We start from the raw sequence: 24,639 nt of genomic DNA on the forward strand, positions 1-24,639 counted from the left end.
GCTCGCTCATGAGTATTCGATCCGATCACGCCGGGCGGCGCGCAGGGCCAGCACCGCCACCGAGAGGGTCAGGAAGAACATGACGACACCGATCGCGGAGGCATACCCGAACTTGGTCTCGCTGCCGAAGGCGGTGTCGTACATCCGCAGGCCGATCACGTCGGACGAGAAGTTCGGTCCGCCGTTGGTCATCAACTGCACCAGGATGAACCCGTCGAGGGCGGCGATGGCCAGATAGATCCAGGCGACCTGGACGGTGTCCCACAGCAACGGAATGGTGACCTTGAACAGGGTCACGAACCGCGACGCCCCGTCGAGCATGACCGCCTCGTAGATGTCGCGCGGGATGGCCTGCATGGCGGCGCCGAACAGCACCACGTAGAAGCCGACGTTGCTCCAGATCAGCACGGCGAGCACGCACCAGAACGCGAAGCGCGGGTCGCCGAGCCAGGTCGGCCCGGTGATGCCGAAGGTCCCGAGGGTGGCGTTCAGCAGGCCGTTGTTGGGGTGGTAGACCTCCCGCCAGATGATCGCGATGATCACCACGGACAACACCTGCGGGAAGAAGTAGACCAGCCGGTAGGCGGCCGTGCCGGTCACCCCGACCACACCGGCCCGGCCGCGCCGGCCACCCATGTTGAGCATGGTGGCGAAGAATAGGCCCAGCCCGATCGTCACCAGCGGCAGCACCAGGAGCAGGACCGCGTTGTTCTTGATCGCGTTCCAGACGTAGCCGTCGCGCAGCAGCGTGGCGAAGTTCTCCAGCCCGACGAAGTCGGCCTCCGCGGAGTAGCCGAGCCAGTTGGTGGTGGAGATCTGGAACGCCTGCAGGTACGGCGACAGCACGAAGATGCCGTAAAGCAGCAGCGGCGGCACCAGGAAGGTGACGATCAGCGGATACTTGCCATGTCTCACGGAGATTCTTCCTGCCCACGGAGGCCGACGCGGGACCGGCGGACGGTCCCGCGTCGGCGTGGCTGCTAGGCCCGCTTGTACTTGGTGATCGAACTGTCGGCGGCGATCTCGTCCGCGCCCTTCTGGCACTGGTCGAGGAACTCCGCCGGGCCGATCCGTCCACTGAAGAACTCGCCGCAGGCGGCGTCGACGAGGTTGCGCTCCAGCTTGCGGTAGTACGAGGGGTAGACCCAGTTGAAGCCGTTGGTCGCGGACGCGTCGAGCGCCTTGACGACGCTGGTCAGCCCGGGCGGCAGCTCGACGCCCTCGGTGCTGCCGGCCACGACGGTCAGGCTGGAGACCTTGCGGGTGAAGTCCTGGGCACCCTTCATCGACAGCATGACCCGCAGGTACTCCAGGCCGCCGGCGACATTCTTGCCCTTGGCCGGCACCACGAACGGCTCGCCGGCGGTGCCGCGGATCGCCTCGTACGGCAGCTTGTCCCCGGCGCCGAGACTCGGCGTCGGGGCGACGGCCATGTCGAAGCCTTCCGGGGTGACCTTCTTCTGCTCGCTCTCCAGCCAGGAGCCGCAGGAGATGAAGGCGGCCTGCCCCTGGCACCAGGCGGTCTGCGACTGCACGTGGTCCAGGCCGGGTGAGCCGGCGAGGATGTAGCCGTCCTTGACGATCTGGTGCCAGGCGTCGGCGGCGGTCCGCATCGCGTCGGACTTCCACGCGTTGGGTTCGAGGTTGTCGATCGCGGTGGCGACCTCGGGTCCGCCGAACTTGATGGCCGTGGAGATCACCGGCCAGCTCATGTAGCGGGGGTGCTTGCCGGCGTACGTCCACGGGGCGATGCCGGCGGCCTTGATCTGCCGGCAGAGCGCGATGTGGTCGTCCCAGGTCTTCGCGTCGGTCCAGCCCCGGTCGGCGAACAGCTTGGCGGAGTGCCAGATGCCGTACACGGTGTAGGTGTAGTTCATGACCAGGAACCGGCCGTCGTAGGAGCCGACCTCGACGGCGCCGGGCAGCAGGGTGTCGCGGACGGTCTTGCCCGGGATGTCGAGGCTGGGCGCGTCGAGCACCTCGCCGAGGTCGGCGAGCGCGTCCTGCGAGACCAGACCGTTGAAGTCGATCTGGCCGGCGCCGGAGTTGTTCACCACGTCCGGCGGGGTGCCGTCGACGAAGCGGGGTTGCAGGGTCTTGCTGATCTCCGGGGTGGCGGAGTGGGTGATCTTCGCCTGGGGGTGCTTCTCGTTGTACATCGCCTGGTGGGCCTTGGCGTACTCCTCGCCGAAGCCGCCGTTGAAGATGACGACCTCGAGCGGGGCGTCCGTCTTGACGCCGAGCGGGTTGTCGGCCGTCTTCTCGGCCCGGTTGGCGTCGCCGCCGTCACCGTCGTCACCGCCGCCGCCGAGTGCGCAGCCGCCGAGCAGGGCGGCGGCGGGGGTGGCGAGTACGCCGGCGGCGGCGACGCGACCCAAAATGTCACGCCTTTTCATGGTCTCTCCTCTATTGACGGAGGGGCGTTGCAGACCTTCGACCGTTGCTGTTGCATCACTGGTGCTTGTCTTCAGTTAACCACCAATTATTGAAGGATTCTTACGACATCAAGGCTCGGACGGCAAGCCCTCGGCCCCGAACCGTTACGATCCTCGACCATCCCGCCCTGGCGTTCCCCCACAGCCGACGGTCCCCGAAGACGGACCGGGCGGGAGGACGCGACCCGTCGCCGGTTGACCGACGTCGATACGCTGCAGGACACCGCTGTCGGACGCCGCGCCCGTCGAGGAGGACGAATGGCCGCCGGACCGTACAAGACGGAAACCACCACCGCTGACTGGCTCAACGAACTGCGCACCCGGGGCGACGATCTCACCCGGGCCCGCGACTGGGCGGGCATCCACGCCTACCGCGGCGAACTGCGGCGCGACGTCGTTTTCTGGACCCACATGTGGGGGCCGTGGTGCGCCGTCGCCGCCCACCGGATCGGCGACCCGGGCGCGTACGCCCTGCTCGACGAGGTGATCGACGGCGGCTTCCGGCAACCGGAGGTGCTCTTCGGCGAGCTCGAAGCCGCGTTCGGCGGCGACCCAGACTGGCCCCGGCTGCGGGAAAGGCTCGCCGCCCCCGCGCCGCCACCGTCGCTGGAACTGCTCACCTGGCCCGTCCTGCCGACGGCCCCGCCGCCGGCACTGTTCCGGTTGCCGCCGGAGCGCGAGCCGGCGCTGCGGGCGCGGATTCCCGCCCCGGCGACCGACGCGTGGGAGACGGCCACCGGCCTGGCCGAGTGGGTCGGCCGGCGGTGGGCGCACGCGAACGGCCACCTGGACGTCGACGACGCGGTGACCTGTCTGGAGCGGGTGGACGCCGGCGAACGGTTCGCCTGCGTCGAATACGCGCTCGTGCTGACCCAGGCGCTCAACGCGGTCGGGATTCCGGCCCGCCGCCTCGACCTGCGGCAGCCGGACCATCACGTCGGCCTGTCCCGGGGGCACATGGCGACCGAGGCGTGGATCGACGGCCTCGACCGGTGGATCGTCCTCGACGGACAGAACCGGTGCCACTGGGTCGACTCCGACGGCACCCCGCAGGGGGCGGCACAGCTTCAGGCGGCGGTCCGGGCGGGCCTGCCGGTACGGGCGGTCCGCCGCGGCGCCGCCCTCTCCGCTGAGGAGACCGACGTCTGGCGGTCGCATTTCGCGGCGGTGGCGACGACCGGCGGCACCTGGGCGGCCGGCGCGTTCGTGCCCGTACACCAGGAACGTGGCCTGGTGTGCACGCCACGGCTGGAGCGCGACCCGGCCGTCCTCTACCCCGACCTGTCCGGTGTCGGGATCGGCCTCGACCTGGTCGACGGGTGGGCCGCGATACGTCCCGTCACGAACCACCCGTTCGCCGACGGGTTCCGGATCGAGACGGACACCGGCACCGGGACGCTGCCGGTCGGCGGGGCGTGGGTGCTGGCCACCGACCCGGGTGAGCACCGGGCGACCGTGGCGGTGCGGACCCGCTACGGCAGCCTGACGCCGCACGAGCTGACCTACCGGGCGCGGTGAGAGCGGCCCGGGCGACAACCCTTCGCCCCGTGGTCACCCGATGGCCACCACCGATCACCTAAATTGATTGCCATTTATTGATTTGGTGATTGGGGCGTACATGATCGACAGTGGCCGGACCATCCGGCGATCGTGGACGGCAGCCGCCCTGGTGCTGGCGCTGGCCGCGGTCACGCTCACCGTGGCCGCGCCGGCCCGGGCCGCGGTCAGCCGGGCCGACCTGGCGCTGCGCTGGGCACCGATCCACTACCAGGACGTCGACGTGACCGGCAGCCACGCGCTGGCCGGCCGGTCCGACTACATCACCCGCGTCGACTTCGACGGCGACCTCGCCGGACGCAACAACTGGGACCGGGCCGCCGCCCCGGACGTGTCGTTCGCCGCCCACGTCTACTACTCGGTGCTGGAGACGGCCAGCCACTGGTACCTCACCTACTTCTTCTTCCACCCCCGCGACTGGACCGACCATCCGTTCTTCGAGACCGAGCACGAGAACGACGGTGAGGGCGTGTTGTTCGTCGTGGAACGCGACGGCTCCACGTACGGCACCCTGCGGGCGGCGGTGACCGTGGCGCACGGCGACTTCTTCTCGTACACGCCGGCCGGCAGCACCTGGACCGGTGGCCGGGAGACCGTGGACGGCACGGTGCGGTTCCAGTCCTCGCCGCACGACCCGCACCAGCACCCGGTGACCGCCCAGGAGGCGAAGGGGCACGGTCTCAAGGCCCACCCGCAGTACGACATCGTCGGCGACGGCATCGTCTACTACCCGTCGACGGTGGCCGAGACACCGGGCCACGCCGACGACCGCGACGTCCGCTACCGGCTCGTCGACATCTTCGCCCCCGGCGGCCTGTGGGCGCAGCGCGCCAACCCGGACCTGTTCGCCCACCTCGGCACCTTCGCCGGCGACGCCTCCGGCGGCTGCGGCACCGGCACCTGGGCCTGCTCGGTCAACTCGGCCAACGCCCCGTGGGGCTGGGACGACGGCGACGACCTCCCGGCCCGCGGCGAGATCGCCACCGATCCGGCGAAACTGTCCACCGAGTACTTCGCCGTTCCCGGCGGCCTGTCCCGCACCTACACCTACAACCCGTACGCCAGCGAGGCGGCGGCCCTGGCCGAGGCGGCCCGGACCGCGCCACCGGTCGTCGACTGACGAGTCTCCAGCGCCGGGGTGGGCGGCCGCTCCCCCGCCCCGGCGCCCCGGGCCCGTTCGCGAGTGCTGCCGCCGCAGGTCGGGCCGGTGTCGTACGGTGTCGACGTCCGGCCAGCCACGCCGGCCGGGTCGACGACGTGGAGGACCGCATGCCCGAGGAGATCACGTTCGACCGGATCGCTCCTGTCGTGCCCGTGCGTGACCTGGATGCCGCGCTCGACCGCTACCGGCGGCTCGGCTTCACCGTGCGGCCGTACGCCGGTGTCGACCGGTACGGGTTCGTCGACCGCGACCGGATATCCCTGCACCTCACCGAGTGGGCCGAACACGACCCGGCCCGGACGGCGGCGGCGGTCTACCTCTACGTCTCCGACGCCGACGCCGTGCACGCCGCCTGGGCCGGGTCAGGTGTCGAGGGCCGGTTGGGTGCGCCGGCCGACACCCCGTACGGGCTGCGGGAGTTCGCTTTCGTCGACCCGGACGGGACGCTGCACCGGGTGGGTTCCCCGATCCCGCCCGGGTAGCGCCTGGTCAGCTCGGGTCGGCGTGTCCCTGCCGCCAGTAGCCCATGAAGGCGACGGAGCCGCGGTCCATCCCCCGGGTCGACACCAGGTGCCGGCGCAGCTGCCGGATGACGCCGGCCTCGCCGGCCAGCCAGACGTAGCTCGGGCCGGCCGGGACGTCCCAGAGGATCTCCTCCGGGTCGCCGTCCCCGGCCTCGACGGCGGCCGGGCGGTTGGCCGGGAACAGTCGTTCGGCAGCCGCCCGGACCGCCGGTTCCAGCCGGCTGCCGTGCGGTGCGCCGGACCGGGGCAGCCAGGTGACGGTCACCCCGGCGGGTGCCGGACAGTCGAGGACGTCCTCCGGCAGCGGCACCTCCATGAGGATCTCGCCCTGGCTGTCGGCCGGCAGCCGCTCGGCGATGGCGCAGATCGCCGGCACCGCGGTCTCGTCACCGGCGAGCAGCATCGGGCGGTTCGCCTGGGCCGGCACGAACTCCCGGCCGCCGTGGTCCCCGTGGTAGGCGTTGTCCGGCCCCATGACGACGATCCGGTCGCCGGGGCGGGCCGTCGCGGCCCAGCGGGCGGCGGGGCCGTGTGGACCTCCGTCGTGCAGGACCAGGTCGACGTCGATCTCGCGGTCCGCGCACCGTACGGCCCGGACGGTGTAGGTGCGGAACGGGTTGCGCTGGTCGGCGGGGAGCGACCGCCAGCGCCGGTACCAGTCCGGTCCCTCGGGCAGCGTCCGGAAGCCGTGTTCGGCGAGCGGGAAGACGAGCTTGATCCGCAGGTCGTAGCCGAGGTCGGCGAACCGGTCGAGGTCGGTGCCGGTGAACGTGGCCCGCAGGAACGACGGGCTGAGGCGCCGCAGCCGGGCGGTCTCGGTGTGGAAGTGCCGCCACGGTGCGACGGATTCCGGGGCGGGGCGGAGGTCGGTCATCGGGGCCTGCCTTGGTCGTGGGTGCGGGATGGCCGGTTGCCGGGGCGGGTCATCCGGTCGCCGCCCGGTCGGTCCGGGAGCGCCAGAGCAGCCAGACGAAGTACGGCGTGCCGATCAGGGCGGTGACCAGGCCGGCCGGGATCTGCGCCGGGGCGATGACGGTCCGGCCGAGGGTGTCGGCGAGGCTGACCAGGACCGCCCCGAGCAGGGCGGCGACGGGCAGCACCCGGGCGTGCCGGCCGCCGACGAGGGCACGCGCGAGGTGCGGGGCGACGAGGCCGACGAACCCGATCACGCCGACCGCGGAGACGGCGGTGGAGGTGAGCAGTGCCGCGCCGGCCAGCGCGACCAGTCGGGTGCGTTCGAGCCGTACGCCGAGCACCCGCGGCGTGTCGTCGTCGAGGGAGAGCAGGTCCAGGTGCCGGCGGGCGAGGACGACGACCGGGGTGAGCACCAGCAGGGCGATCGCGACCGGCAGGAGTTGCGGGGCGGTACGGCCGTACGTCGACCCGGAGAGCCAGGTCAGCGCCTTGGCGGTGTTCCACGGGTCGGAGCGCACGACGATGAACGTGATCATCGCCAGGCCGGCGGCGGACACGCCGACGCCGATCAGGACGAGCCGGTCGGAGCTGAGCCCGCCCCGCCAGGCCAGCCCGTAGACCAGGGCGAAGGTCAGCAGGGCGGCGCCGCCGGCCACCGTCGACATCGCCCAGACGCCGGCCATCGGGACGAAGGTGAGCAGGGAGACCGCGCCGACCCCGGCGCCGGCGGTGATGCCGAGGATTCCCGGCTCGGCCAGCGGGTTGCGGCAGACCGCCTGGACGGTGGTCCCGGCGATGGCGAGGGCGGCGCCGGCGAGCAGTGCCGCACCGACGCGTGGATACCGCTGGTCGAGGACGAACGTGTACGCGACGCCGCTGTTTCCGCGTAGCCAGTTGACGACGTCGCCGGTGAGCAGCCAGGTGTCCCCGGCGAGCATGCCGAGGACGACGGCGCCGACGGCCGCGCCGGCGCAGATGCCCAGTACGACGCCGAGCCGGGTCCGGGAGCGGGCGGCGTTCGGCCGGGCGGCGGGCGGTTGGCGGGTCGGCCCGGAGTCGCGGTGCCGGCGGGCCAGCCAGACCAGGATCACGGCGCCGAAGATGGTGGTGGCCACGCCGGTGGGGATGTCGACGCCGGCCTGACCGCCGAGGGTCGCGCGCAGGACGACGTCGGAGGCCAGGACGAGGAAGGCCCCGGCGAGGCCGGACAGGGGCAGCAGGACCCGGTGCCGCTGGAGCCCGGGCACCCAGCGGGAGAGCAGACGGCTGACCACCGGTGCGCAGAGTCCGACGAAGCCGACCGGGCCGGCCAGGGTCACCGCCGCCGCGGCGAGCCCGACGGCGAGCAGGGTCACCACCAGCCGGGTACGGCGGACGTCGAGGCCGAGCACGCTGGCGGTGTCGTCGCCGAGGGCGAGGATGTCCAGCCGCCCGCCGATCAGCAGGCAGCCGGCGACGCCCAGGGCCACGACCGGGGCGAGTTGCGCCACGGCGCTCAGGTCGCCCTGCACCAGCGAGCCGTTGCCCCAGGCGAAGAGTCCCATGGTCGACTCCTCGAAGAGGAGCATCAGCAGCGTGGTCAGGGCGCTGAGCGCCAGCGCGGTCGCCGATCCGGCCAGGATGAGCCGGGTCGGTCCGGAGGCGCCGCCGGCCGACAGGAGCAGCACCAGGCCGGCGGCGGCCAGGCCGCCGGCGAAGGCGGCGAGCCCGGCCGGCAGGGCGGGCAGGTTGATGCCGACGGCGGCCACGGCGACCACGGCGAGGTGGGCACCGGCGTTGACGGCGAGGGTGTCGGGCGAGGCCAGCGGGTTGCGGGCGAGCGACTGGAGGACGGCGCCGGCGAAGCCGAGGGCGACACCGACGGTCAGTCCGGCGAGGAGCCGGGGCAGTCGGGAGCCGACCAGCACCTCGGCCGCGCCGGGGTCGCCGCCGCCCACGACCAGCCGCAGCAGGTCGACGGCGTTGATCGAGGACGTGCCCTGGGTGAGGTGGACCAGGGCGATCGCCACGGTCAGGACCGCCGCCACCGTGAACGCGACCGTGAGGCGGCCGACGGCCGGCGCGGGTGACGCCGGTGGCGTCACCCGCGGCAGGGTGTCGACCTGGCTCAAGATGTGTAGGCCGCGACGAGCTGCTCGGCGTACTGGATCCCGGACAGCGGGCCGCCGAAGGTCCAGATGCCGTCCGGCATCCGGTGCAGCTTCTTCTGCTGCACGAAACCGAGGGACTGCCAGATCGGGTTGCCGGACAGGCCGCCGACGAAGACGTCGTCGCCGTCGGAGGCGTTGTAGAAGAAGCGTACGTCCGCGTCCTTGATGGCGGTCAGCCCTTCGACGTCGGTCTGGTCCAGGGCCCACATCGGGTCGCCGGCGCCTGGCCACGCGTTCTTCAGCCCGAGCGCGATGCCGATCTGGGAGACGAAGGCGCCCTGGCCGAACATCCGGATCGAGACGCTGCCGCCCTGCTGGTAGCCGTCGGCGATGGCGAACTGCTGGCCGGCGGCGCCGGCGGCGGCGATCTTCTGCTTTCCGTCGGCGATCGCGGCGTCGAAGTCGGCGAGCACCTTCGTCGCCTGCTCGGTGCGGCCGACCGCGGTCGCGATGGTCTGGAACTCGTCGCGCATCCGGCCCAGGTTGTCGTCGGTGTCGCTGCCGGCGGTGACCAGCACCGGCACGTACTTCTCGAGCTGGGCGACGAGTTCGGCGCCGCGGTTGGAACGGGCGAGGACGAGGTCGGGTTGCAGGGCGACGATGGAGTCCACGCTCGGTTCGGCGCGGGTGCCGACGTCCGTCACGGACGCGTCGAGCTTGGCCGCGGTCACCCAGGTGCCGTAGCCCTTGACGTCGGCGACGCCGACCGGCATGACGCCGAGGCTGACCAGTTGCTCGACCTCCGCCCATTCGAGGGCGACGATCCGGGTGGCGGGGGCGTCGAGGGTGATCTCCTTGTCCCGGCTGTCGGTGAAGGTGACGGGCCCGGTGCCGGCGGCGCCGGACTCGGTCGCGGTCGGGGTCGGCTCGGTGGTGCCGCAGGCGCCGAGCAGGAGTACGCCGGACAGGGCGGTGACGAGGAGGGTGCGTCGGTTCATGCTTCTCTCTTTGACGACAGGCAGGGTGGACCGGCCCGCCGGGTTCCGGCGGGCGGCTGGGTGGTGGTCGGGGGCGGGTCAGGCCGCGGCGGTGCTCCGGTGGGTGTGCCGACCGATCGGCCGGGTGTTGAGGTGGCCGGTGACGGGGTCGGTGGTCACCTCGATCGGGATGCCGTAGGTCCCGGTGAGGATCTCCTCGGTGAGGACGTCGGCCGGTGGTCCGGCGGCCCGGACCCGGCCGCCGTGCAGCAGCACGATCCGGTCGGCGATCGCGGCGGCCTGGTTGAGGTCGTGCAGGACGAGGCCGACGGCGACGCCGTGGGTGTCGGCGAGGTCGCGGACCAGGTCGAGGATCTCCACCTGGTAGCGCAGGTCGAGGAAGGTGGTCGGTTCGTCGAGCAGGATGATCCGGGTGTCCTGGGCGAGGCAGGTGGCGAGCCAGACCCGTTGCAGTTCACCGCCGGACAGTTCGTCGACGCCCCGGCCGGCCATGGTGTCCACGCCGGTGACCTGCATGGCCCAGGCGATGACGCGCGGCCCGTCGGGGTCGGTGGAGCGCCAGCCGCCCTTGTATGGATGGCGGCCGTAGCCGACGACGTCGCGGACGGTGACTCCACTGGGGACCGGGCGGCTCTGGGTGAGCAGGGTCACCCGCTGGGCGAACTGCCGGGCGGTGAGATCGGCCGCCGAGGATCCGTCCGCGAGGGTGATGCTGCCCGCGGTCACCCGGTGCAGCCGGGCCAGCGCGCGCAGCAGCGTGGACTTGCCGCTGCCGTTCGGCCCGAGCAGCACGGTGACGGCGCCCTCGGTGAGGTCGACCCCCGCGTCGTGCAGGACGGGGTGTCCCTGGTAGCCCAGCGAGAGGTTGGCCGCCCGCAGCCCGTCGCGTTGCCGCGGCCGGGCGCTTCCCGGCTGAAGCACATCCACCATGCCACTCAGGTTAGCCTAACCTTTGATCTTGTCAAACAGGTCCCGGCGCCCTGACCGGCACGAACGCACCGCCGGTCAGCGCCGGGCGTCCCGCGGCGGCCGGCGCAGCACCAGGATCCGGTCACCCCGGGTACGCACCGAGGCCGTACCGTCGCGGCGCCGACGGACCCGCAGGTCGAACGTCGCCCCGCCGACCCGTACCCCCTCGATCTCCAGGTCGGGCAGCCACGCCGGCAGGTGCGGATCGACCAGCAGGGTCCGCAGCGGACCGACCGGCCGGGCCACCAGCAGCGCCTGCACGATCGCCACCACCGTGCTCGCCGACCACGCCTGCGGCGAGCACGAGTCCGGATAGACCCCCGGGTACGGCGTCTCGGACCGCGACAGCCCGCTCAGCACCTCCGGCAGCCGGTGCCCCTCGAACATCCCGGCCGCCGCGAAAAGGCCCTCCGCCACCGCGTGCAGGTGCGGCCAGCAGCCGTACCGGGCCAGCCCCAGCGCCACCGTGCCCGCCTCGACCGGCCAGACGCTGCCCCGGTGGTAGCTGAACGGGTTGTAGGCCGGATGGTCCGCCGACAGCGTCCGGACCCCGAAGCCGCTGAACATGTCCGGACGCATCAGCCGGTCGGCCACCACCCGGGCGACCCGACGCGACACGATCCCGGCCGCCAGCAGGTGCCCGTCGTTCGAGTTGGCCGACACCACCGGCCGGCCGCCCGGCCCCAACGCCATCGCGTGGAACCCGTGCTCCGGCAGCCAGAACGCCCGGTGGAACCGCCGGCGCAGCGCCGCCGCCCGGCCGATCAGCCGGACCGCGTACGCCCGCTCGCCGGTCGCGGCGAACGCCAGTGCCCCGTGCCGCAGGGCGGCGTACCAGTACGCCTGGAGTTCACTGGTCGCGATCGGGTTGCCCACCACCTCGCCCCGCTCGTCGACGATCGCGGTGTCGGAGTCCTTCCAGCCCTGGTTGCGCACCCCGGCCGCCGACCGGCACCGGTACTCCAGGAACCCGTCACCGTCGAGGTCGCCGTACCGGTCCAGCCACGCCACGATCCGCCGGGCCGCCGGCATCAGCTCGCGTACGGTGTCGAGGTCACCGGTCCAGGCCAGGTACTGGCCGAGGCCGAACAGGAAGTCCGGACCGGTGGCGTAGTCGCCGTGGTAGCGCGCGAAGGCGTCCAGCCCGAGCACCGACACCGGCCCCCGCCGGGCCTGGTGCAGCGGCTTGCCCGGCTCCTCGTCCCGCCAGTCGTCGAACCGCCGGCCGAGGTAGCCGGCGTTGAGGCGCAGGCTGTCGCGCAGCATCGTCGGCCCGGCCAGCAGCGCCTGCCAGGAGGTCGCGAGCGTGTCCCGGCCGAAGATCTGCTGGTACGCCGGCAGTCCGGCGAACGGTGCCGTCGGGCCGGCCGGCTCGCCGAGCGGCAGCGCGGCGAGATCCCGTACGGCGGTCGCCCAGGCCATGGCGACACCCTGATTCGTCGACCGCAGCCCGGACAGTTCCCCCCGCAACTCCGCCCGTGCCTCCGCCGCCGCCGTGTCCCGCTCCCCCGTCCCCGCCCCCCGCTCCCCCGTCCCCGCGATCTTGCGGTTGTCTCCTCCATTCGCCGGATTCGCCGGGCGAGAAGTGCAAGATCGCGGCTCGGCGGGCGGGTCGGTGAACAGCGGGGGTGGGGCGTACCGGCGCACGCCGTCGAAGACCGGCTCGACCAGCACCTCCACCGACGCCTCACCACGCGGCGGCACGTCCAGGTCGACGGTGAACGCGCCGTCGGCGTACCCGAACCCGTCGGTGCCGTGCACCCCGATCGCCACCGCCCGGTCGAGCCCCGGCCGCCCGTACGTCAACAGCAGCTCGCGACCGTCCCACGACCGGGCCACCGGCGCCTCCTGCCGGCGCCGCCCCGACTCCGCCTCGACGGTGTCGGCGAAGTCCGCGTCGACCTCCACCCCGAGCCGCAGCGACAGCGGGGCCGCGGCGTAGCTGAGCACCCGCAGCCGGGTCCGCAGCCCGGCGCCGACGAACCTCTCCACCACCAGGTACGCCGCGACCGACGGCAACACCTCCGCCTCGGCCAACGCCGCGTACGACATTTGCGCGTGCGCGGCGACGTCGGCCGTGCTGAACACGGTCGGCGTCCGCCCGTCGACGGTGATCCGTTCCCGGCTCAGCACCCGGGTGTTGTCGGCGAAGAAGCCCTGCGGATCGGTGCCGCCGACCCGCCCCCGTACGTCGGTGACCAGCGTGCTCCAGCCGCTGGCCACGTAGAGCAGTTCGGGACGTACCCGCACGTCACGCACCGGCGGTGAGGCCACGGGGGTCCATACCCGTACCGCCGGCCTTCACGCCCGGCGGCTAGACCTCGGCCGGCCAGACCCGCAGGAGATAGCGCTCGACGCCGATGAGCCGCCGCCACACGGCGTCGGACTCGGTCGCGGTGAGGCGGAAGGTCTCCCTCCGTATCCGGGAGATCTCCGTTCGCGCCGCGTCGCGGCCGTCGTGGCCGAAGACCACGTGGTAGTCCCCGGTACCGGCACCGGCGTCGATCTCCGCCAGCGGGGCCGGCATGAAACCGTCGCCGTCAGTCACGCAGAACCCGCCGGACCGCAGCGTCAGGGTCCGGCGCTCCTGCCACTGCCACGGCGCCTCGAACACCTCCGGAACCGTGTCCCACACCTCGACCCGGATCAGGGGCCGGCTGCACTGGTCGGCGCAGCGGATGAGCAGGATCCCGCCGCTGCTGCCGAACAGCTTCGCGCCGGCGCGCGTGCCCGGTGGCCCGGCCGAGTCGGCGAAGGCCCCGCCAATCGCGGCCGAGACGGCCTCGTAGTCCAGATCCTCGACGAGGACGATGCCGTCGCCGGAGCTGAGCGTCGCCTCGTGCACCGACACCATCCGTCGCCTCCCCGCCCGGCGGTCCCGGGCCGGCCGGCGCGAAACCGGTGCGTACGCTAGCGCCGCCCTCCGACAGCCGTACGGTGTCGGACCGCGCCGGCCGGCTTGCCGCGTTCGCGGTCGCGGTGGCCGGGCCGACGCATAGCGTCGGAACCATGCCCCGACCGCTGGCCGGCCTGCGTCAGCTCGCCGCGCGCACCCCGGCGAGCCGGGACCGCTACGTCGACTCGCTGCGGGCCCTCGCGATCACGTTGGTGGTCCTCGGGCACTGGCTGGTCACCGTCATCGCGTACACCCCGGACGGGCGGCTCACCGGCCACTCCGCACTGCCCGACCTGCGCTGGGCCTGGCCGCTGACCTGGCTGGTCCAGGTGCTGCCGGTGTTCTTCCTCGTCGGCGGGTATGCCAACGCCGCCTCGCTGACCGCGCACCGCGACCGCGGCGGCAGCACCGTCACCTGGCTGCTCGACCGGGGACGCCGGCTGCTGCTGCCGACCTCCGTGCTGCTCGTGACGCTCGCCCTGGCCGCGCTCGTTGCCCGGATCGCCGGCGCCGACCCGAAGCTGGTACGCGACGCGGTCTGGTACGCGGCGATCCCGCTGTGGTTCCTGTCGCCGTACCTGCTGGTGGTGCTGCTGACCCGGCCCATGTACGCCCTGCACCGCCGGTACGGCGTCGCGGTGCCGCTGGTGCTCGCCGGCCTCGTCGCGCTCGGGGACGTCGCCCGGCTGGCTGGGCACGGCGGGCTGGCGGTGGGTAGTTTCCTCTTCGGGTGGCTCGCCATCCATCAGGTCGGCTTCGCCTGGCGGGACATATGTGCGGGCCGGCCCGGCTGGCCGGCGCGGCCCCGGGTGCTGGTGCCGTTGCTGGTCGGCGGGTTCACCGCCACGGTCCTGCTGACCTGGCTCGGGCCGTATCCGGTCAGCATGATCAACATTCCGGGTGAGCGACTGCACAACATGTCACCGCCGAGCCTCGCCCTGCTCACCCTGGCCACCACCCAGATCGCCCTGATCCTGCTCCTCCGCCCCGGCTCCCGGCTTCCCGCGATCTTGCACTTGTCTCCCCCTTCTGCCCGCAATGGGAGGCGACAACCGCAAGATCGTGGGGAAGGGCGGGGTGGCGGGGCTACGGCGGGGTGGACGCTCGTCGTGGCGATCAACGCGTTCGTGCTCACGGTCTTCCTCTGGCACGTCAGCGCCGTACTCCTGCTCGCCGGGCTGCTCGACGCCCTCGGCGTGCTGCCCACCCCGCCGGTCGGCACGCTCGACTGGTGGCTCTGGCGGGTGCCCTGGCTACTCATGCTGATCGTGCTGCTCGCCGGCCTGGTCACGGTCTTCGGCCGAGTCGAGACCCGCGCCGCCCACCGGCTTCGGGACGCCGTACCCGACCAGCGGGGCGGCCGGGCCACGACCCGCTCGGCGCTGACCGTGGCCGGCTTCGCGGCGGCCACCGCGGGCCTGGTCGGCATCAACGCCGCACCACGGGCGGGCGAGCAGCTGCTCGGGATGCCCGGCTGGGCACTGGCCTCGTTCCTCGTCGGCGTCGCCGCCCTCGAACTCGCCCGCGCCACCACCGCCCGCGCCCGCCCACCCCAACCCGACGGCCAGGTCAGAAGATGAGCGGGCGGCCGGTGGGCGCCAGGCGCAGTACCCGGGGCGCTGCTGTCTGCGCCCGCTCGATGCCCGGCAGGATGTCGTCCCGTACGACGGGGTGATCCCGCACATCGGCGAGGTGCTGCCGGTAGGCCCTCTCGTCGGGATACGAGTTGAGGACCACGGCGACGTTCTCCCCGGTGCGGACCGGCAGCCTGGGGAACGTGTTGTGGGCCGTCTCGGTGGCCAGGACGGCGAGCGGCGCGGGTCCCGTCTCGTGCAACACGGGGAGAAGACCGTCCCGGACCAGCGCGACGCCCTCGTGTCGCCCGGGAGGGAAGGACCACAGGGTCGCGGACACGAATCGCTCCGGCGCCGGGGCGCCGGCCCGGGGCCGCCCGGACGGGGAGGTGACGAAGCCGCTTCCGGCCGACAGGGGACGCAGGAGGAGGACGTCGTCGGAGTCGATCATGGTGGCGTTGGCCTGGGGACCGTGCTCGGCCCAGACCGGACCTTCGTAGAAGGCCGCCAGTGCGCGGTGACGCGCCGCCATGTCCCAGAACCCCCGCAGCCAGACGAAGCGATCCGGATCATCGAGATCCCGGAACTGGCCGAGCACGGCCATCCCCGCCTCTTCCTGGGTCTCCACGAACTCCCGGTCGAACAGCTCGATGAGCTCGTCGCGCCGGCCGGACCGCAGCGTGTACTGGCGAAGCTCGATCACTTGGATGCGGTCGGCAGGGTTGGTAGGGGACACGACGGGCTCCTGTTCGGCTCTCATTTCCGGGTACGGGTTACCGGCTCGTTCGGTCCGAGCCGGGAACGCACCGACGGTAGGGCGGCCGTGTGCCAGGTGCTGTCAGGGTTTCCCGGGAAAATGCGTCCGTGTCTGCCGGTCGACTGCTGTCGGTGCTGCTGTTGCTGCAATCCCGTGGCCGCATGTCGGCACGCACGCTCGCCGACGAACTAGGGGTGTCGGTACGGACCGCCTACCGCGACCTGGCGCGGTTGCAGGCCGCCGGGGTCCCGGTCTACGCGGAGCCGGGCCCCGGGGGCGGCTATCAACTGCTCGACGGTTACCGCACCCGCCTCACCGGAATGAGCGAGAGCGAGGCGCGGGCGCTGCTCTTCGCCGGACTGCCGGGCCCCGCCGCCGACCTGGGGCTCGCGGCGGAGACGATGACAGCCCGGCTCAAGTTGCTGGCCGCGCTGCCGGCAGGGCTCCGCGAGGAGGCGACGCGGACCGCGGCGGTGTTCCACCTCGACGCGCCCGGCTGGTATCGGGAACCCGAACAGACGCCGTACCTGCCCCTGTTCGCCGACGCGATCCTCACCGGGCGCGCGGTGGACGTGCACTACCGCCGTTGGCGGGCGCCGCAGGAGGTGAACCGCCACCTTCGCCCCTACGGCCTGGTGCTCAAGTCCGGTGTCTGGTATCTCGTGGCCGCCGCCAACGACCGCGTCTCGACCTACCGGGTCGCCCAGGTCCTCGACGCGACGCCGAGCGACGAACGGTTCGACCGGCCGCGGGACTTCGACCTGGCCGCGTACTGGACCTCCTACCTCGACGATTTCCAGGCCCGCCGCTACACCGGCACCGCCACCATCCGCCTGTCCCCGCAGGGGCGTCGGCGGCTGCCCGACAACGTCCCGCCGGAGGTGGTCCGGGCAGTCGATGCCACCGCGACCGCCGTCGGCGACGACGGATGGATCGAGGCTGTCATCCCGACCGAGAGCACCGGGCACGCCTGCGGTGAGTTGCTGCGGCTCGGCATCGACGTCGAGGTCGTCGCGCCGGCCGAACTGCGCCAGGCAATGGCCGCCACGGTAGGCGTACTCGCCAGAACCTACGGGCCGGCCTGAGCGACACCCGGACGAGGCCGCCCGGTTCTGCGGGCACCGGCGGCATGCCGACGCTTGCGAGGATCACGGACATGATCCGCCTGCCCCAGCCGGCCGACCTGACGTCGCTGGTTCTCCGCACCGACTTCGCCGACGACACCGCATGGCACGCCCTGCAAGAACAGATCGGCCTTCTCGACCGGCATCCCCACGCGACCTTCGTCAGCGACGCTGCCTACGCCCGAATCTCGGTCCAGGCGATCGTCGACCTCGATGCCGCCGCCCGCGACGACGACAAGCTGACCTATCTGTTCCTCGCCGACACCATCACGATGACCGACGACGAGAATCCCCTGCTCGCCGTCGACACGTACGACGAACCCGGCCGCACGTTCCGGCTGCCGGTCCGCTGGTACGCCGACGTCTCGGCCAACCTGTCCATCGGGAACGTGGACTTCGCCGATCTCGCCGACGCCACGGACGAAGCCGGCACGTACCGGGTCCTCGACCGGGAGTGAACCCCCCTGCCGTCGACCAAGGAGAAGCCGTGCCCGGATCGCGGCGATTCGTCGCGCGACTTCTCCTTGATCAACGCGCGTCAGGGGCGCGTCAGGGACGTGCGGGACTCAGGTCTGGGTGGGGAAGCCCAGGTTGATGCCGCCGTGGCTGGGGTCGAGCCAGCGACTCGTCACGACCTTGCCCCGGGTGAAGAAGTGCACGCCCTCGCGGCCGTGCGCGTGCGTGTCACCGAACAGCGACGACTTCCAGCCGCCGAACGAGTAGTAGGCCATCGGCACCGGGATCGGCACGTTCACGCCGACCATGCCGACCTCGACCTCGTGCTGGTAGCGGCGGGCCGCCCCGCCGTCGTTGGTGAAGATCGCCGTGCCGTTGCCGTACTCGCACCCGTTGACCAGCGCCAGCGCCTCGTCGTACGAGGCGACCCGGACCACCGACAGCACCGGCCCGAAGATCTCGTCGGTGTAGATCGACATGTCCGGGGTGACATGGTCGAACAGGGTCGGTCCGAGCCAGTAGCCGCCGGCCGCACCGTCGGCCACCACGTCCCGCCCGTCGACCACCGCCTTCGCGCCGGCGGCCGCGCCGGCCTCGACGTACGACGTCACCCGGGCCAGATGCGCGGCGGTGACCAGCGGTCCCATGTCGCAGCCGCGGCGGCCGTCACCGGTACGCAGGCCGCCGATCCGGGCCGCGATCCGCTCCACCAGGGCGTCGGCGACCGGCTCGACGGCGACGACGACGGAGATCGCCATGCACCGCTCCCCCGCCGACCCGAACCCGGCGTTGACGGCGGCGTCGGCGGCCAGGTCGAGGTCGGCGTCGGGCAGCACCACCATGTGGTTCTTCGCCCCGCCGAGCGCCTGCACCCGCTTGCCGGCGGCGGTGCCGCGCTCGTAGACGTAGCGGGCGACCGGGGTGGAGCCGACGAACGACACCGACTTCACGTCCCGGTGGTCGAGCAGCGCGTCGACCGCCTCCTTGTCACCGTGTACGACGTTGAAGACGCCGTCGGGCAGGCCGGCCTCGCTGAACCAGGCGGCGAGCAGGCCGGCGCTGGACGGGTCCTTCTCCGACGGCTTGAGCACGACGGTGTTGCCGCAGGCGACCGCGATCGGCACGAACCACAGCGGCACCATCGCCGGGAAGTTGAACGGGGAGATCACCGCGACGACGCCGAGCGGCTGCCGCAGCGTGTAGGAGTCGACGCCGGTCGACACGTTCTCGCTGTGGCCGCCGGCGAGCAGCGACGGGATGCCGCAGGCGTACTCGATGATCTCCAGGCCGCGCTGGACCTCGCCGGCCGCGTCGGACAGCACCTTGCCGTGTTCTGCGGTGATGGTGGCGGCGAGTTCGTCCCGGCGCGCGTTGACGATCTCCCGGAAGGCGAACAGGACCGAGGTACGCCGGGCCAGCGACGCGTCACGCCACTCCCGGCCGGCCCGTACGGCGGCGGCGACGGCGATGTCGACGTCGGCTGTGCCGGCCAGGTCGACGTGACCGCTGACCGTGCCGGTCGCCGGATCGAAGACCTCACCGGTACGCCCCGGCTCCCCGGTCCACGGCTTCCCGTCCACAAAGTGGGTAATACGCTCGCTCATGCCGCCCCCTCGCTCCGCTCGGTCCCGGCACGAGACCCACTGAGCCCGATGATTCGCTCGCTACGCTCGCTCATGCCCCATCCACCTTCGTGATCGCGTCGACCAGGATCGCCAGGCCCTCGCGGGCCTCGTCCTCGGTCAGGGTCAACGGCGGCCCCATCCGCAGCACGTTGCCGTACAGGCCGCCCTTGCCGACCAGCAGCCCGCCGCGCCGGCACTCCTCGAACACCGCGACGGTCGCCGCCGTGTTCGGTTCGCGGCTGCCCGGCTGGACGAACTCGACCGCCAGCATCAGCCCCTTGCCGCGTACGTCGCCGACGATGCCCCGGTCGGCGACCGCCGCCCGCAGCCCGTCGCCGAGGATCGCGCCGACCCGGGCGGCGTTGGCCTGCAGGTCGTGGTCGAGCAGGTAGTCGATGACGGCGTTGCCGGCCGCGGTGGAGACCGGGTTGCCGCCGTACGTGGAGAAGCTGGTCGCGTGCACCTCGTTGAGGACCTCGGCGCGGCCGACGACACCGGCGAGCGCGAACCCGTTGCCGATGCCCTTGGCGAAGGTCAGCAGGTCGGGTACCACGTCGTGGGCCTGGTAGCCCCAGAAGTGCTCGCCGGTGCGGCCCCAGCCGGTCTGTACCTCGTCGGAGATGAGCAGGATGCCGGTCTCGTCGAGCACCTTCTTCCAGGCGCCGAGCAGGCCGTCGGGGGCGTGCACGAAGCCGCCGACGCCCTGGATCGGTTCGGCGATCAGCGCGGCGACGTCGCCGGAGGTCTGGGTGGCCAGCACCTCGCGCAGGTCGTCGACGGCCGCCTCGACGTGCTGCTCGGGGTCGAGTCGGGACAGCAGCCCGCGCAGCCGGTCACCGGAGTGCAGCCAGCTCACCTGGAGCGGGTTCAGCGCCGACGCCGACCAGCTGCGGTGTCCGGTGATGCCCATCGCCGCGTACGACCGGCCGTGGTAGCTGTTGCGTACGGCGAGGATCTGGTGCGACCGGCGGTGGTTGGTGGCGACGAGCAGGGCCGCCTCGTTGGCCTCGGTGCCGGAGTTGGTGAAGAACACCCGCGGGTCGGGGATGCCCGACAGCCGGGCGACCTTCTCGGCGAGTTCGACCTGCTGGCGGATGAGGTAGAGGGTGGAGGTGTGCACCACGCCGGTGCGCAGCTGGCGTTCGACCGCCTCGCGGATCTCCGGTATGTCGTACCCGATCATCGTGGTCAGCACGCCGCCGAAGAAGTCCAGGTAGGTGCGCCCCTGGGCGTCGGTGACCCGGCATCCGGCGCCGGATACGATCTCGATCGGCTCCTGGTAGTAGAGCGGCATCCAGGAGGGCAGCACGGCCCGGTGCCGGGCCAGCAGGTCTTCAGTGGTCATGGCAGCAAACCCCTCACCCGGGTACGCGGATCATTGCACGCTGCCACCGATGACCACCGGTGGCAACCGTCAGGATGTAGCTCACCGGCACGCGCCGATTGACACTCCGTCAACCGGCGGAACGCTCCGGACGGCCCGCCGTTTACCGATACGATCCGCCGGTGACCGTGCCCGCCGTACCGCTGCCGACCGGTGCGCCCGGTGCCACGGCCGCCGACGTCGCCGCCGGCATCGCCGGCTGGCTCGGGTCGCCGGCACTGTCCGACCTGGTCACCGCGTTCGGCGGCCGGCCGCCGACGGCGGATCTGGGCACCATCCTGGCCTGGCTCGACGACTTCTCGGCCGCACACTGGGACTTCCGCGCCGGCCGGGAGCGGCCGGAGGCCCGCGAACCGGCGCTGCCGGCCGAGACGGCCGGCCGGGTGCTGGCGTCCGCGCGGGCCCTGGGCCTGGTCACACCCCGGCCGCCGGCCAGGTCCGGGTACGCCCACCTGGTCGTCCTCGGCGGCCTGGCACACGCCTGCGTCTCCCGCGTCCGGCGCGCCGCCCGGCTGCTGCGTCCCGCGGTCGGATCAGCGACGGCCGGCGCGGGGATCACCGCCGCGACCGTGGCCGTGCTGGGCAGCTTCCGGCCGCTGACCGCCGACGAGACGGCATCGCTGGCGGCGGCCGGCGTCACCGGCTGCCGGTCCGAGGTGGACGCCCTGGACGCGACGGTCCGCCGCGAGTTCGACGTGGACGTTCCGGTCGCCACGCACGGCGAGAACAGCGACGACCCGCACCGCTCCTGGTCGGAGCGGATCTACCGGCCGGCCGGCGGCCCGCAGGTCCGGGTGCTGGCCGCCCCTTCCGGCGACCCCGCCGTACGTCGCGCGCACACCGCCGACACGCAGCGGTTCTGGGCCAGCCGGATCCGGCTGTCCCCCGGCGACCCGGTACTGCTGGTCACCGCGCCGATCTACGTGCCGTTCCAGCACTGCGACGCGCTGCGCACCCTGGGCCTGCCGTACGGCTGTGGCATCGAGACCGTCGGCCATCCGCCGTCCGACCTGGACGACCGGATGCCGGTTCCGGTGCTGACGCCGGGCCGCTACCTGCAGGAGATCCGCTCCGCCGTCCGCTCGATGCGCGCTCTGCACGCGACCCTGTCCTAGCCGGTGTGGAGCAGTGCCTCGATCGCGGTGACCCGCTCGGCCGGGATGCCCCACGGTTCGGGTACGCCGACCCGGGCGTCGAGGTCCCACAGCACGCACCGCTCACCGGGCCGGGCCACCATCGACCAGGCGACGACGGTGCGGCCCAACTGGTCGTGCATCGATCCCGCGTCGGCGACCGTGCCCGGCAGGCCGCCGCCCTCCGGGTGGTGGTGCAGGTAGCGGCCGTACGCGGCCGCGCAGAACGCCGTGTACCGGGCGGTGCACAGGATGAGGCCGTGCCAGGCCTCGTCGACGGCGTACGAGGGCATGCCGATGATCCGGTTGTCGCGCATCGCCGCGCCGCAGCAGCGCAGCCACTGCCGCAGCCCGGTCTCGACGAGTTCGCGGGGCCGGTAGGGGCATGTCCTGAAGACGGCGTCGGGTAGCTCCAGAGCGTCGACGGCCCGGGTCATCCGGTCGATGCGGATCCTGCGGCGCAGCGCGATCACCCTTACCTCCCAACCACCTACGAGCTTCAATGTAACGGTGGTCAAGAAAGCACTGCAGATCTGGTTCGGGATCTTCGTTCTCAGTGGCATCCTCGGCGGCGTGGACGCCATGGAGTGGGTGTTGGCCCTGGGTCTCATCGGCGGTGGGGCCTGGCTGATCATGTCCTCCGAGGACGGTGACTCGGGCAGCGGCAACAACGACAAGTGGGGTGCCGGTGGCGCTGGCGCGGGCGGCGAGGGCTCCTCGGGCTGCGGCGGTGGATGTGGCGGCGGTTGCGGAGGCGGCGACTGAGGTCGCCGGCATCCGGGGCGGCAGGCTCCGCCCGGTCGGCCGCCGAGCGGCGGTCCGACCGGTTGCTAGTCACCGGGCAGGACGTACCACCAGCCGTTGCCGAGCCGAATGCCGCCGGCCAGGTACGCGCGGGCACCGTACAGGTTCACTTCCAGGTCGGGTCGCGGCTCGCCGGCGAGGTAGGCGTAGCCGCCCGCGTCGTCGGGGAGGCCCAGCCACTGCGGCAGGAACACCACCGGCTCGCCGTCCTGGTCACCGGCCACCGAGGCCCGCCCGTCGGTCGACAGGTCGCGCAGGTGCCACGGCAGCGGCTCACCGTAGTAGTCGTCGGAGGTACCGATCGAACCGGCCCGCACCCCGGCGGCGACCGCGTCGAAGGAGTACCGGTGCACGGCGTAGTACGTCTTCGGGTCGTACACCGCCCAGTTGGTGAGGTGCACGCACAGCGTGCTGAGCGCGGCCGCCACCACCGCCGCCACCCATGACGCCCATGCCGACCGGAGCGCCGTCGCGAGCCTCGCCAGCAGCCACCCGGTGAGCACGAGGGCGGCGAGCCACACCGCCATCTCGACCGCCGGCCCGATGTGCATCAGCAGCGACACGTTCGGCACGTTCCGGCGCTCGACCCAGATCACGCTGCCCCAGGCCAGCGGCGCGGCGGCCAGGCCCACCAGGACACGCGCCGTACGCGCCGACCGGCCATCGTGATCCACTCGGCCATGGTCGCCGAGACCGTCAACCGGGCCGGTCAGGCGGTGTCGGCGATTGCCTTCACGAAGACCTCGGAGCGGTGCTCGAAGTTGCGGAACCGGCCGTAGCTCGGGGCGGCCGGCGACAGCAGCACCGCCCCGCCGGCCGGGGTGACCCGGCGGGCCAGGGCGACCGCCGCGACGAGGTCCTCGGCCACCTCGGCGCGTACGCCGGGCAGGTCGCGCAGCGTCTCGACGATCCGCTCGCCGCTGTCCGGGATGCCGATCACGGTCAGCTCGCGGTCGGCGAGGTGCTCCCGCAGCGGGGTGTAGTCCAGGCCCCGGTCGGTGCCGCCGACGATCACGGTCAACGACCGGCCGTCGTACGCGTCGATGGCGTGCATCGCCGAGTAAGGGCTGGTCGACAGGGTGTCGTCGACGAACGTCACCCCGGACGGGTCGGCGATCTCGGCCAGCCGGTGCGGCAGCCGGGCGAACGAGCGGGCCGCCCGGGCGAGCGTGTCGGCCTCGGCGATCACGTCGACGCCGAGCGCCTCGACGACGGCCAGTGCCACGCACAGGTTGCGGCCGTTGTGCCGGCCGACCAGCGGCAGGGCCGCGCGCGGGAAGAGCGGGCGGTCGCCGGCGTGGACGTACTCGGTGCCGTCCGGCCCGACGGCCAGGTGGAACCGGTCGGCGCCGTCGACGACCGGTCCGCCGGGGCGGTCGGTGACCACCGGCTCGCCCAGCGGTCCGGGCCCGCCGACCACGGTCGGTTCGCCGGCCGGCCCGGCCACGCCGACCAGGCCACCGGTCGGCAGCGGTCCGGGGGCGACGTCGGAGCGGCCGGCGGTCAGGACCGGTCGTCCGGCGACGGCCGGCAGGGCGGCGAGTTCGGCGAGCAGGCGCTTGTCGGCACCGTTGACCACGATCGTCGCCGGGTCGTGGGCGAGCAGGTTGAGCTTGTCGCGGTAGTACTCGCGCTCGCCGCCGTGCGCGTCGAGATGCTCGGGGAACAGCGAGGTCACCACCGCCACCCGGGGCGAGTCGGCCAGGTCGCTGCACTGGTAGCTGGACAGTTCCAGCACGTAGAGGTCGACCTCGGGCAAATCGAGCAGGGGTACGCCGATGTTGCCGCCGAAGACGTTCGGCCGGCCGACGGCGGTGAGCAGGTGGCTGATCAGGCTCGACGTGGTGCTCTTGCCCTTGCTGCCGGTGACCCCGACGGTCCGGTCGGCGTGGTCGGCCATCCACAGGGCGGTGCCGCCGGTGATCGGGATGCCCCGCTCGCGCAGCGCGACGACCCAGGGGTGGGTCTGCGGTACGCCGGGCGAGCGGACCACGACGTCGGCGGCGGCCAACTGCTCGAACGCCTCGTCGCCGCCGTGCAGCGGGGCGATCCGGGCCAGTTCGCCGTCCCAGGGCAGGGACAGGAAGTTGGCGCTGTCGTCGACGGCGACCAGTCGGGCGGGTGCGTGTGCGGCGATCGCGGTGACCGCCGCCCGGCCCTCCCGGCCGGTCCCCCAGACGGCCACCGAACGTCCGCGCAGGTCGGCCAGGCGCACCGGCATTCTCCTTCGGTCAGG

Annotated in this window: 21 protein-coding genes and 2 pseudogenes; 8 read left to right on the forward strand and 15 right to left on the reverse strand. The window is 72.6% G+C overall.

All coding sequences use genetic code 11. The features are described from left to right. Nucleotides 1-6: 6 nt before the first annotated feature. The gene (locus AB0I42_RS22120; protein WP_357539482.1) at nucleotides 7-915 is read right to left on the reverse strand and encodes a sugar ABC transporter permease; all 909 of its coding nucleotides are present in this window, start codon (nucleotides 913-915) and stop codon (nucleotides 7-9) included. Between the two features lie 65 nt (nucleotides 916-980). Next, nucleotides 981-2,396: an N-acetylglucosamine/diacetylchitobiose ABC transporter substrate-binding protein gene (gene ngcE, locus AB0I42_RS22125; RefSeq protein WP_357539484.1), complete on the reverse strand. Its 1,416-nt coding sequence runs from the start codon at nucleotides 2,394-2,396 to the stop codon at nucleotides 981-983. Between the two features lie 297 nt (nucleotides 2,397-2,693). Here ngcE and AB0I42_RS22130 point away from each other — a divergent pair, with 297 nt between their 5' ends. The 3 genes from AB0I42_RS22130 (at nucleotide 2,694) to AB0I42_RS22140 (ending at nucleotide 5,636) form a co-directional block, all read left to right on the forward strand. Next, entirely contained in the window at nucleotides 2,694-3,953 is a 1,260-nt protein-coding gene (locus AB0I42_RS22130; RefSeq protein ID WP_357539486.1) for a transglutaminase domain-containing protein, read from the forward strand. A 100-nt stretch (nucleotides 3,954-4,053) separates the two neighbouring features. Further along, a complete protein-coding gene (locus AB0I42_RS22135; RefSeq protein WP_357539488.1) occupies nucleotides 4,054-5,112 on the forward strand; it encodes a hypothetical protein in 1,059 nt (352 codons plus the stop codon). A gap of 149 nt (nucleotides 5,113-5,261) precedes the next feature. Next, nucleotides 5,262-5,636 carry a VOC family protein gene (locus AB0I42_RS22140; RefSeq protein ID WP_357539490.1) on the forward strand — a complete coding sequence of 125 codons (375 nt, stop codon included), beginning with the start codon at nucleotides 5,262-5,264 and terminating at the stop codon, nucleotides 5,634-5,636. Nucleotides 5,637-5,643: 7 nt separating this feature from the next. Here AB0I42_RS22140 and AB0I42_RS22145 read toward each other — a convergent pair whose 3' ends face one another. The 6 genes from AB0I42_RS22145 to AB0I42_RS22170 form a co-directional block, all read right to left on the reverse strand. Continuing rightward, on the reverse strand, nucleotides 5,644-6,552 hold the full coding sequence (locus AB0I42_RS22145; protein ID WP_357539492.1) for a siderophore-interacting protein: 909 nt from the start codon (nucleotides 6,550-6,552) through the stop codon (nucleotides 5,644-5,646). A gap of 49 nt (nucleotides 6,553-6,601) precedes the next feature. Beyond that, a complete protein-coding gene (locus AB0I42_RS22150; RefSeq protein ID WP_357539494.1) occupies nucleotides 6,602-8,704 on the reverse strand; it encodes an iron ABC transporter permease in 2,103 nt (700 codons plus the stop codon). Beyond that, complete coding sequence (locus tag AB0I42_RS22155) at nucleotides 8,701-9,681, reverse strand: iron-siderophore ABC transporter substrate-binding protein (RefSeq protein WP_357539496.1); 981 nt, start codon at nucleotides 9,679-9,681, stop codon at nucleotides 8,701-8,703. The genes AB0I42_RS22150 and AB0I42_RS22155 overlap by 4 nt, the downstream gene beginning before the upstream one ends. Before the next feature lie 78 nt (nucleotides 9,682-9,759). Further along, entirely contained in the window at nucleotides 9,760-10,611 is an 852-nt protein-coding gene (locus AB0I42_RS22160; RefSeq protein ID WP_357539498.1) for an ABC transporter ATP-binding protein, read from the reverse strand. Nucleotides 10,612-10,686: 75 nt separating this feature from the next. Next, entirely contained in the window at nucleotides 10,687-12,909 is a 2,223-nt protein-coding gene (locus tag AB0I42_RS22165) for a glycogen debranching N-terminal domain-containing protein (RefSeq protein WP_357539500.1), read from the reverse strand. 55 nt (nucleotides 12,910-12,964) lie between these two features. Next, complete coding sequence (locus AB0I42_RS22170) at nucleotides 12,965-13,504, reverse strand: hypothetical protein (RefSeq protein ID WP_357539502.1); 540 nt, start codon at nucleotides 13,502-13,504, stop codon at nucleotides 12,965-12,967. A 167-nt stretch (nucleotides 13,505-13,671) separates the two neighbouring features. Here AB0I42_RS22170 and AB0I42_RS22175 point away from each other — a divergent pair, with 167 nt between their 5' ends. After that, nucleotides 13,672-15,126 carry an acyltransferase family protein gene (locus tag AB0I42_RS22175; protein WP_357539684.1) on the forward strand — a complete coding sequence of 485 codons (1,455 nt, stop codon included), beginning with the start codon at nucleotides 13,672-13,674 and terminating at the stop codon, nucleotides 15,124-15,126. Here AB0I42_RS22175 and AB0I42_RS22180 read toward each other — a convergent pair. Further along, nucleotides 15,116-15,856: an NIPSNAP family protein gene (locus AB0I42_RS22180; RefSeq protein ID WP_357539504.1), complete on the reverse strand. Its 741-nt coding sequence runs from the start codon at nucleotides 15,854-15,856 to the stop codon at nucleotides 15,116-15,118. The genes AB0I42_RS22175 and AB0I42_RS22180 overlap by 11 nt on opposite strands. 128 nt (nucleotides 15,857-15,984) lie before the next feature. Here AB0I42_RS22180 and AB0I42_RS22185 point away from each other — a divergent pair, with 128 nt between their 5' ends. Both AB0I42_RS22185 and AB0I42_RS22190 read left to right on the forward strand, forming a co-directional pair. Beyond that, the gene (locus AB0I42_RS22185; RefSeq protein ID WP_357539506.1) at nucleotides 15,985-16,962 is read left to right on the forward strand and encodes a YafY family protein; all 978 of its coding nucleotides are present in this window, start codon (nucleotides 15,985-15,987) and stop codon (nucleotides 16,960-16,962) included. 71 nt (nucleotides 16,963-17,033) lie between these two features. After that, nucleotides 17,034-17,459 carry a hypothetical protein gene (locus AB0I42_RS22190; protein ID WP_357539508.1) on the forward strand — a complete coding sequence of 142 codons (426 nt, stop codon included), beginning with the start codon at nucleotides 17,034-17,036 and terminating at the stop codon, nucleotides 17,457-17,459. A gap of 108 nt (nucleotides 17,460-17,567) precedes the next feature. Here AB0I42_RS22190 and AB0I42_RS22195 read toward each other — a convergent pair whose 3' ends face one another. Beyond that, nucleotides 17,568-19,061, reverse strand: a complete 1,494-nt coding sequence (locus AB0I42_RS22195; protein WP_357539510.1) for a CoA-acylating methylmalonate-semialdehyde dehydrogenase — start codon at nucleotides 19,059-19,061, stop codon at nucleotides 17,568-17,570. Between the two features lie 70 nt (nucleotides 19,062-19,131). Then, the gene (locus AB0I42_RS22200; RefSeq protein WP_357539512.1) at nucleotides 19,132-20,427 is read right to left on the reverse strand and encodes an aspartate aminotransferase family protein; all 1,296 of its coding nucleotides are present in this window, start codon (nucleotides 20,425-20,427) and stop codon (nucleotides 19,132-19,134) included. A 161-nt stretch (nucleotides 20,428-20,588) separates the two neighbouring features. Here AB0I42_RS22200 and AB0I42_RS22205 point away from each other — a divergent pair, with 161 nt between their 5' ends. Beyond that, nucleotides 20,589-21,581, forward strand: a complete 993-nt coding sequence (locus tag AB0I42_RS22205) for a hypothetical protein (protein WP_357539514.1) — start codon at nucleotides 20,589-20,591, stop codon at nucleotides 21,579-21,581. Here the strand turns inward: AB0I42_RS22205 and AB0I42_RS22210 are convergent. Beyond that, nucleotides 21,578-22,072, reverse strand: coding sequence for a hypothetical protein (locus AB0I42_RS22210; protein ID WP_357539516.1), 495 nt, complete (start codon nucleotides 22,070-22,072; stop codon nucleotides 21,578-21,580). The two genes, AB0I42_RS22205 and AB0I42_RS22210, sit on opposite strands and share 4 nt — an antisense overlap. Here AB0I42_RS22210 and AB0I42_RS22215 point away from each other — a divergent pair. Further along, nucleotides 22,044-22,364 (forward strand): hypothetical protein, encoded by a 321-nt coding sequence (locus AB0I42_RS22215; RefSeq protein WP_357539518.1) that lies wholly within the window; start codon nucleotides 22,044-22,046, stop codon nucleotides 22,362-22,364. The genes AB0I42_RS22210 and AB0I42_RS22215 overlap by 29 nt on opposite strands. 65 nt (nucleotides 22,365-22,429) lie before the next feature. On the opposite strand, the gene AB0I42_RS22220 is transcribed toward AB0I42_RS22215, so the two are convergent. The 3 genes and pseudogenes from AB0I42_RS22220 to AB0I42_RS22230 form a co-directional block, all read right to left on the reverse strand. Further along, on the reverse strand, nucleotides 22,430-23,077 hold the full coding sequence (locus AB0I42_RS22220; RefSeq protein ID WP_357539520.1) for a hypothetical protein: 648 nt from the start codon (nucleotides 23,075-23,077) through the stop codon (nucleotides 22,430-22,432). A 35-nt stretch (nucleotides 23,078-23,112) separates the two neighbouring features. Then, nucleotides 23,113-23,739, reverse strand: a pseudogene (locus tag AB0I42_RS22225) (UDP-N-acetylmuramoyl-L-alanine--D-glutamate ligase); the annotation flags it as partial. A 168-nt stretch (nucleotides 23,740-23,907) separates the two neighbouring features. Beyond that, a pseudogene (locus tag AB0I42_RS22230) lies at nucleotides 23,908-24,624 on the reverse strand (Mur ligase family protein); the annotation flags it as partial. Between the last annotated feature and the right edge of the window lie 15 nt (nucleotides 24,625-24,639).

Source organism: Polymorphospora sp. NPDC050346, assembly GCF_040655695.1.
Lineage (GTDB): Bacteria > Actinomycetota > Actinomycetes > Mycobacteriales > Micromonosporaceae > Polymorphospora > Polymorphospora lycopeni.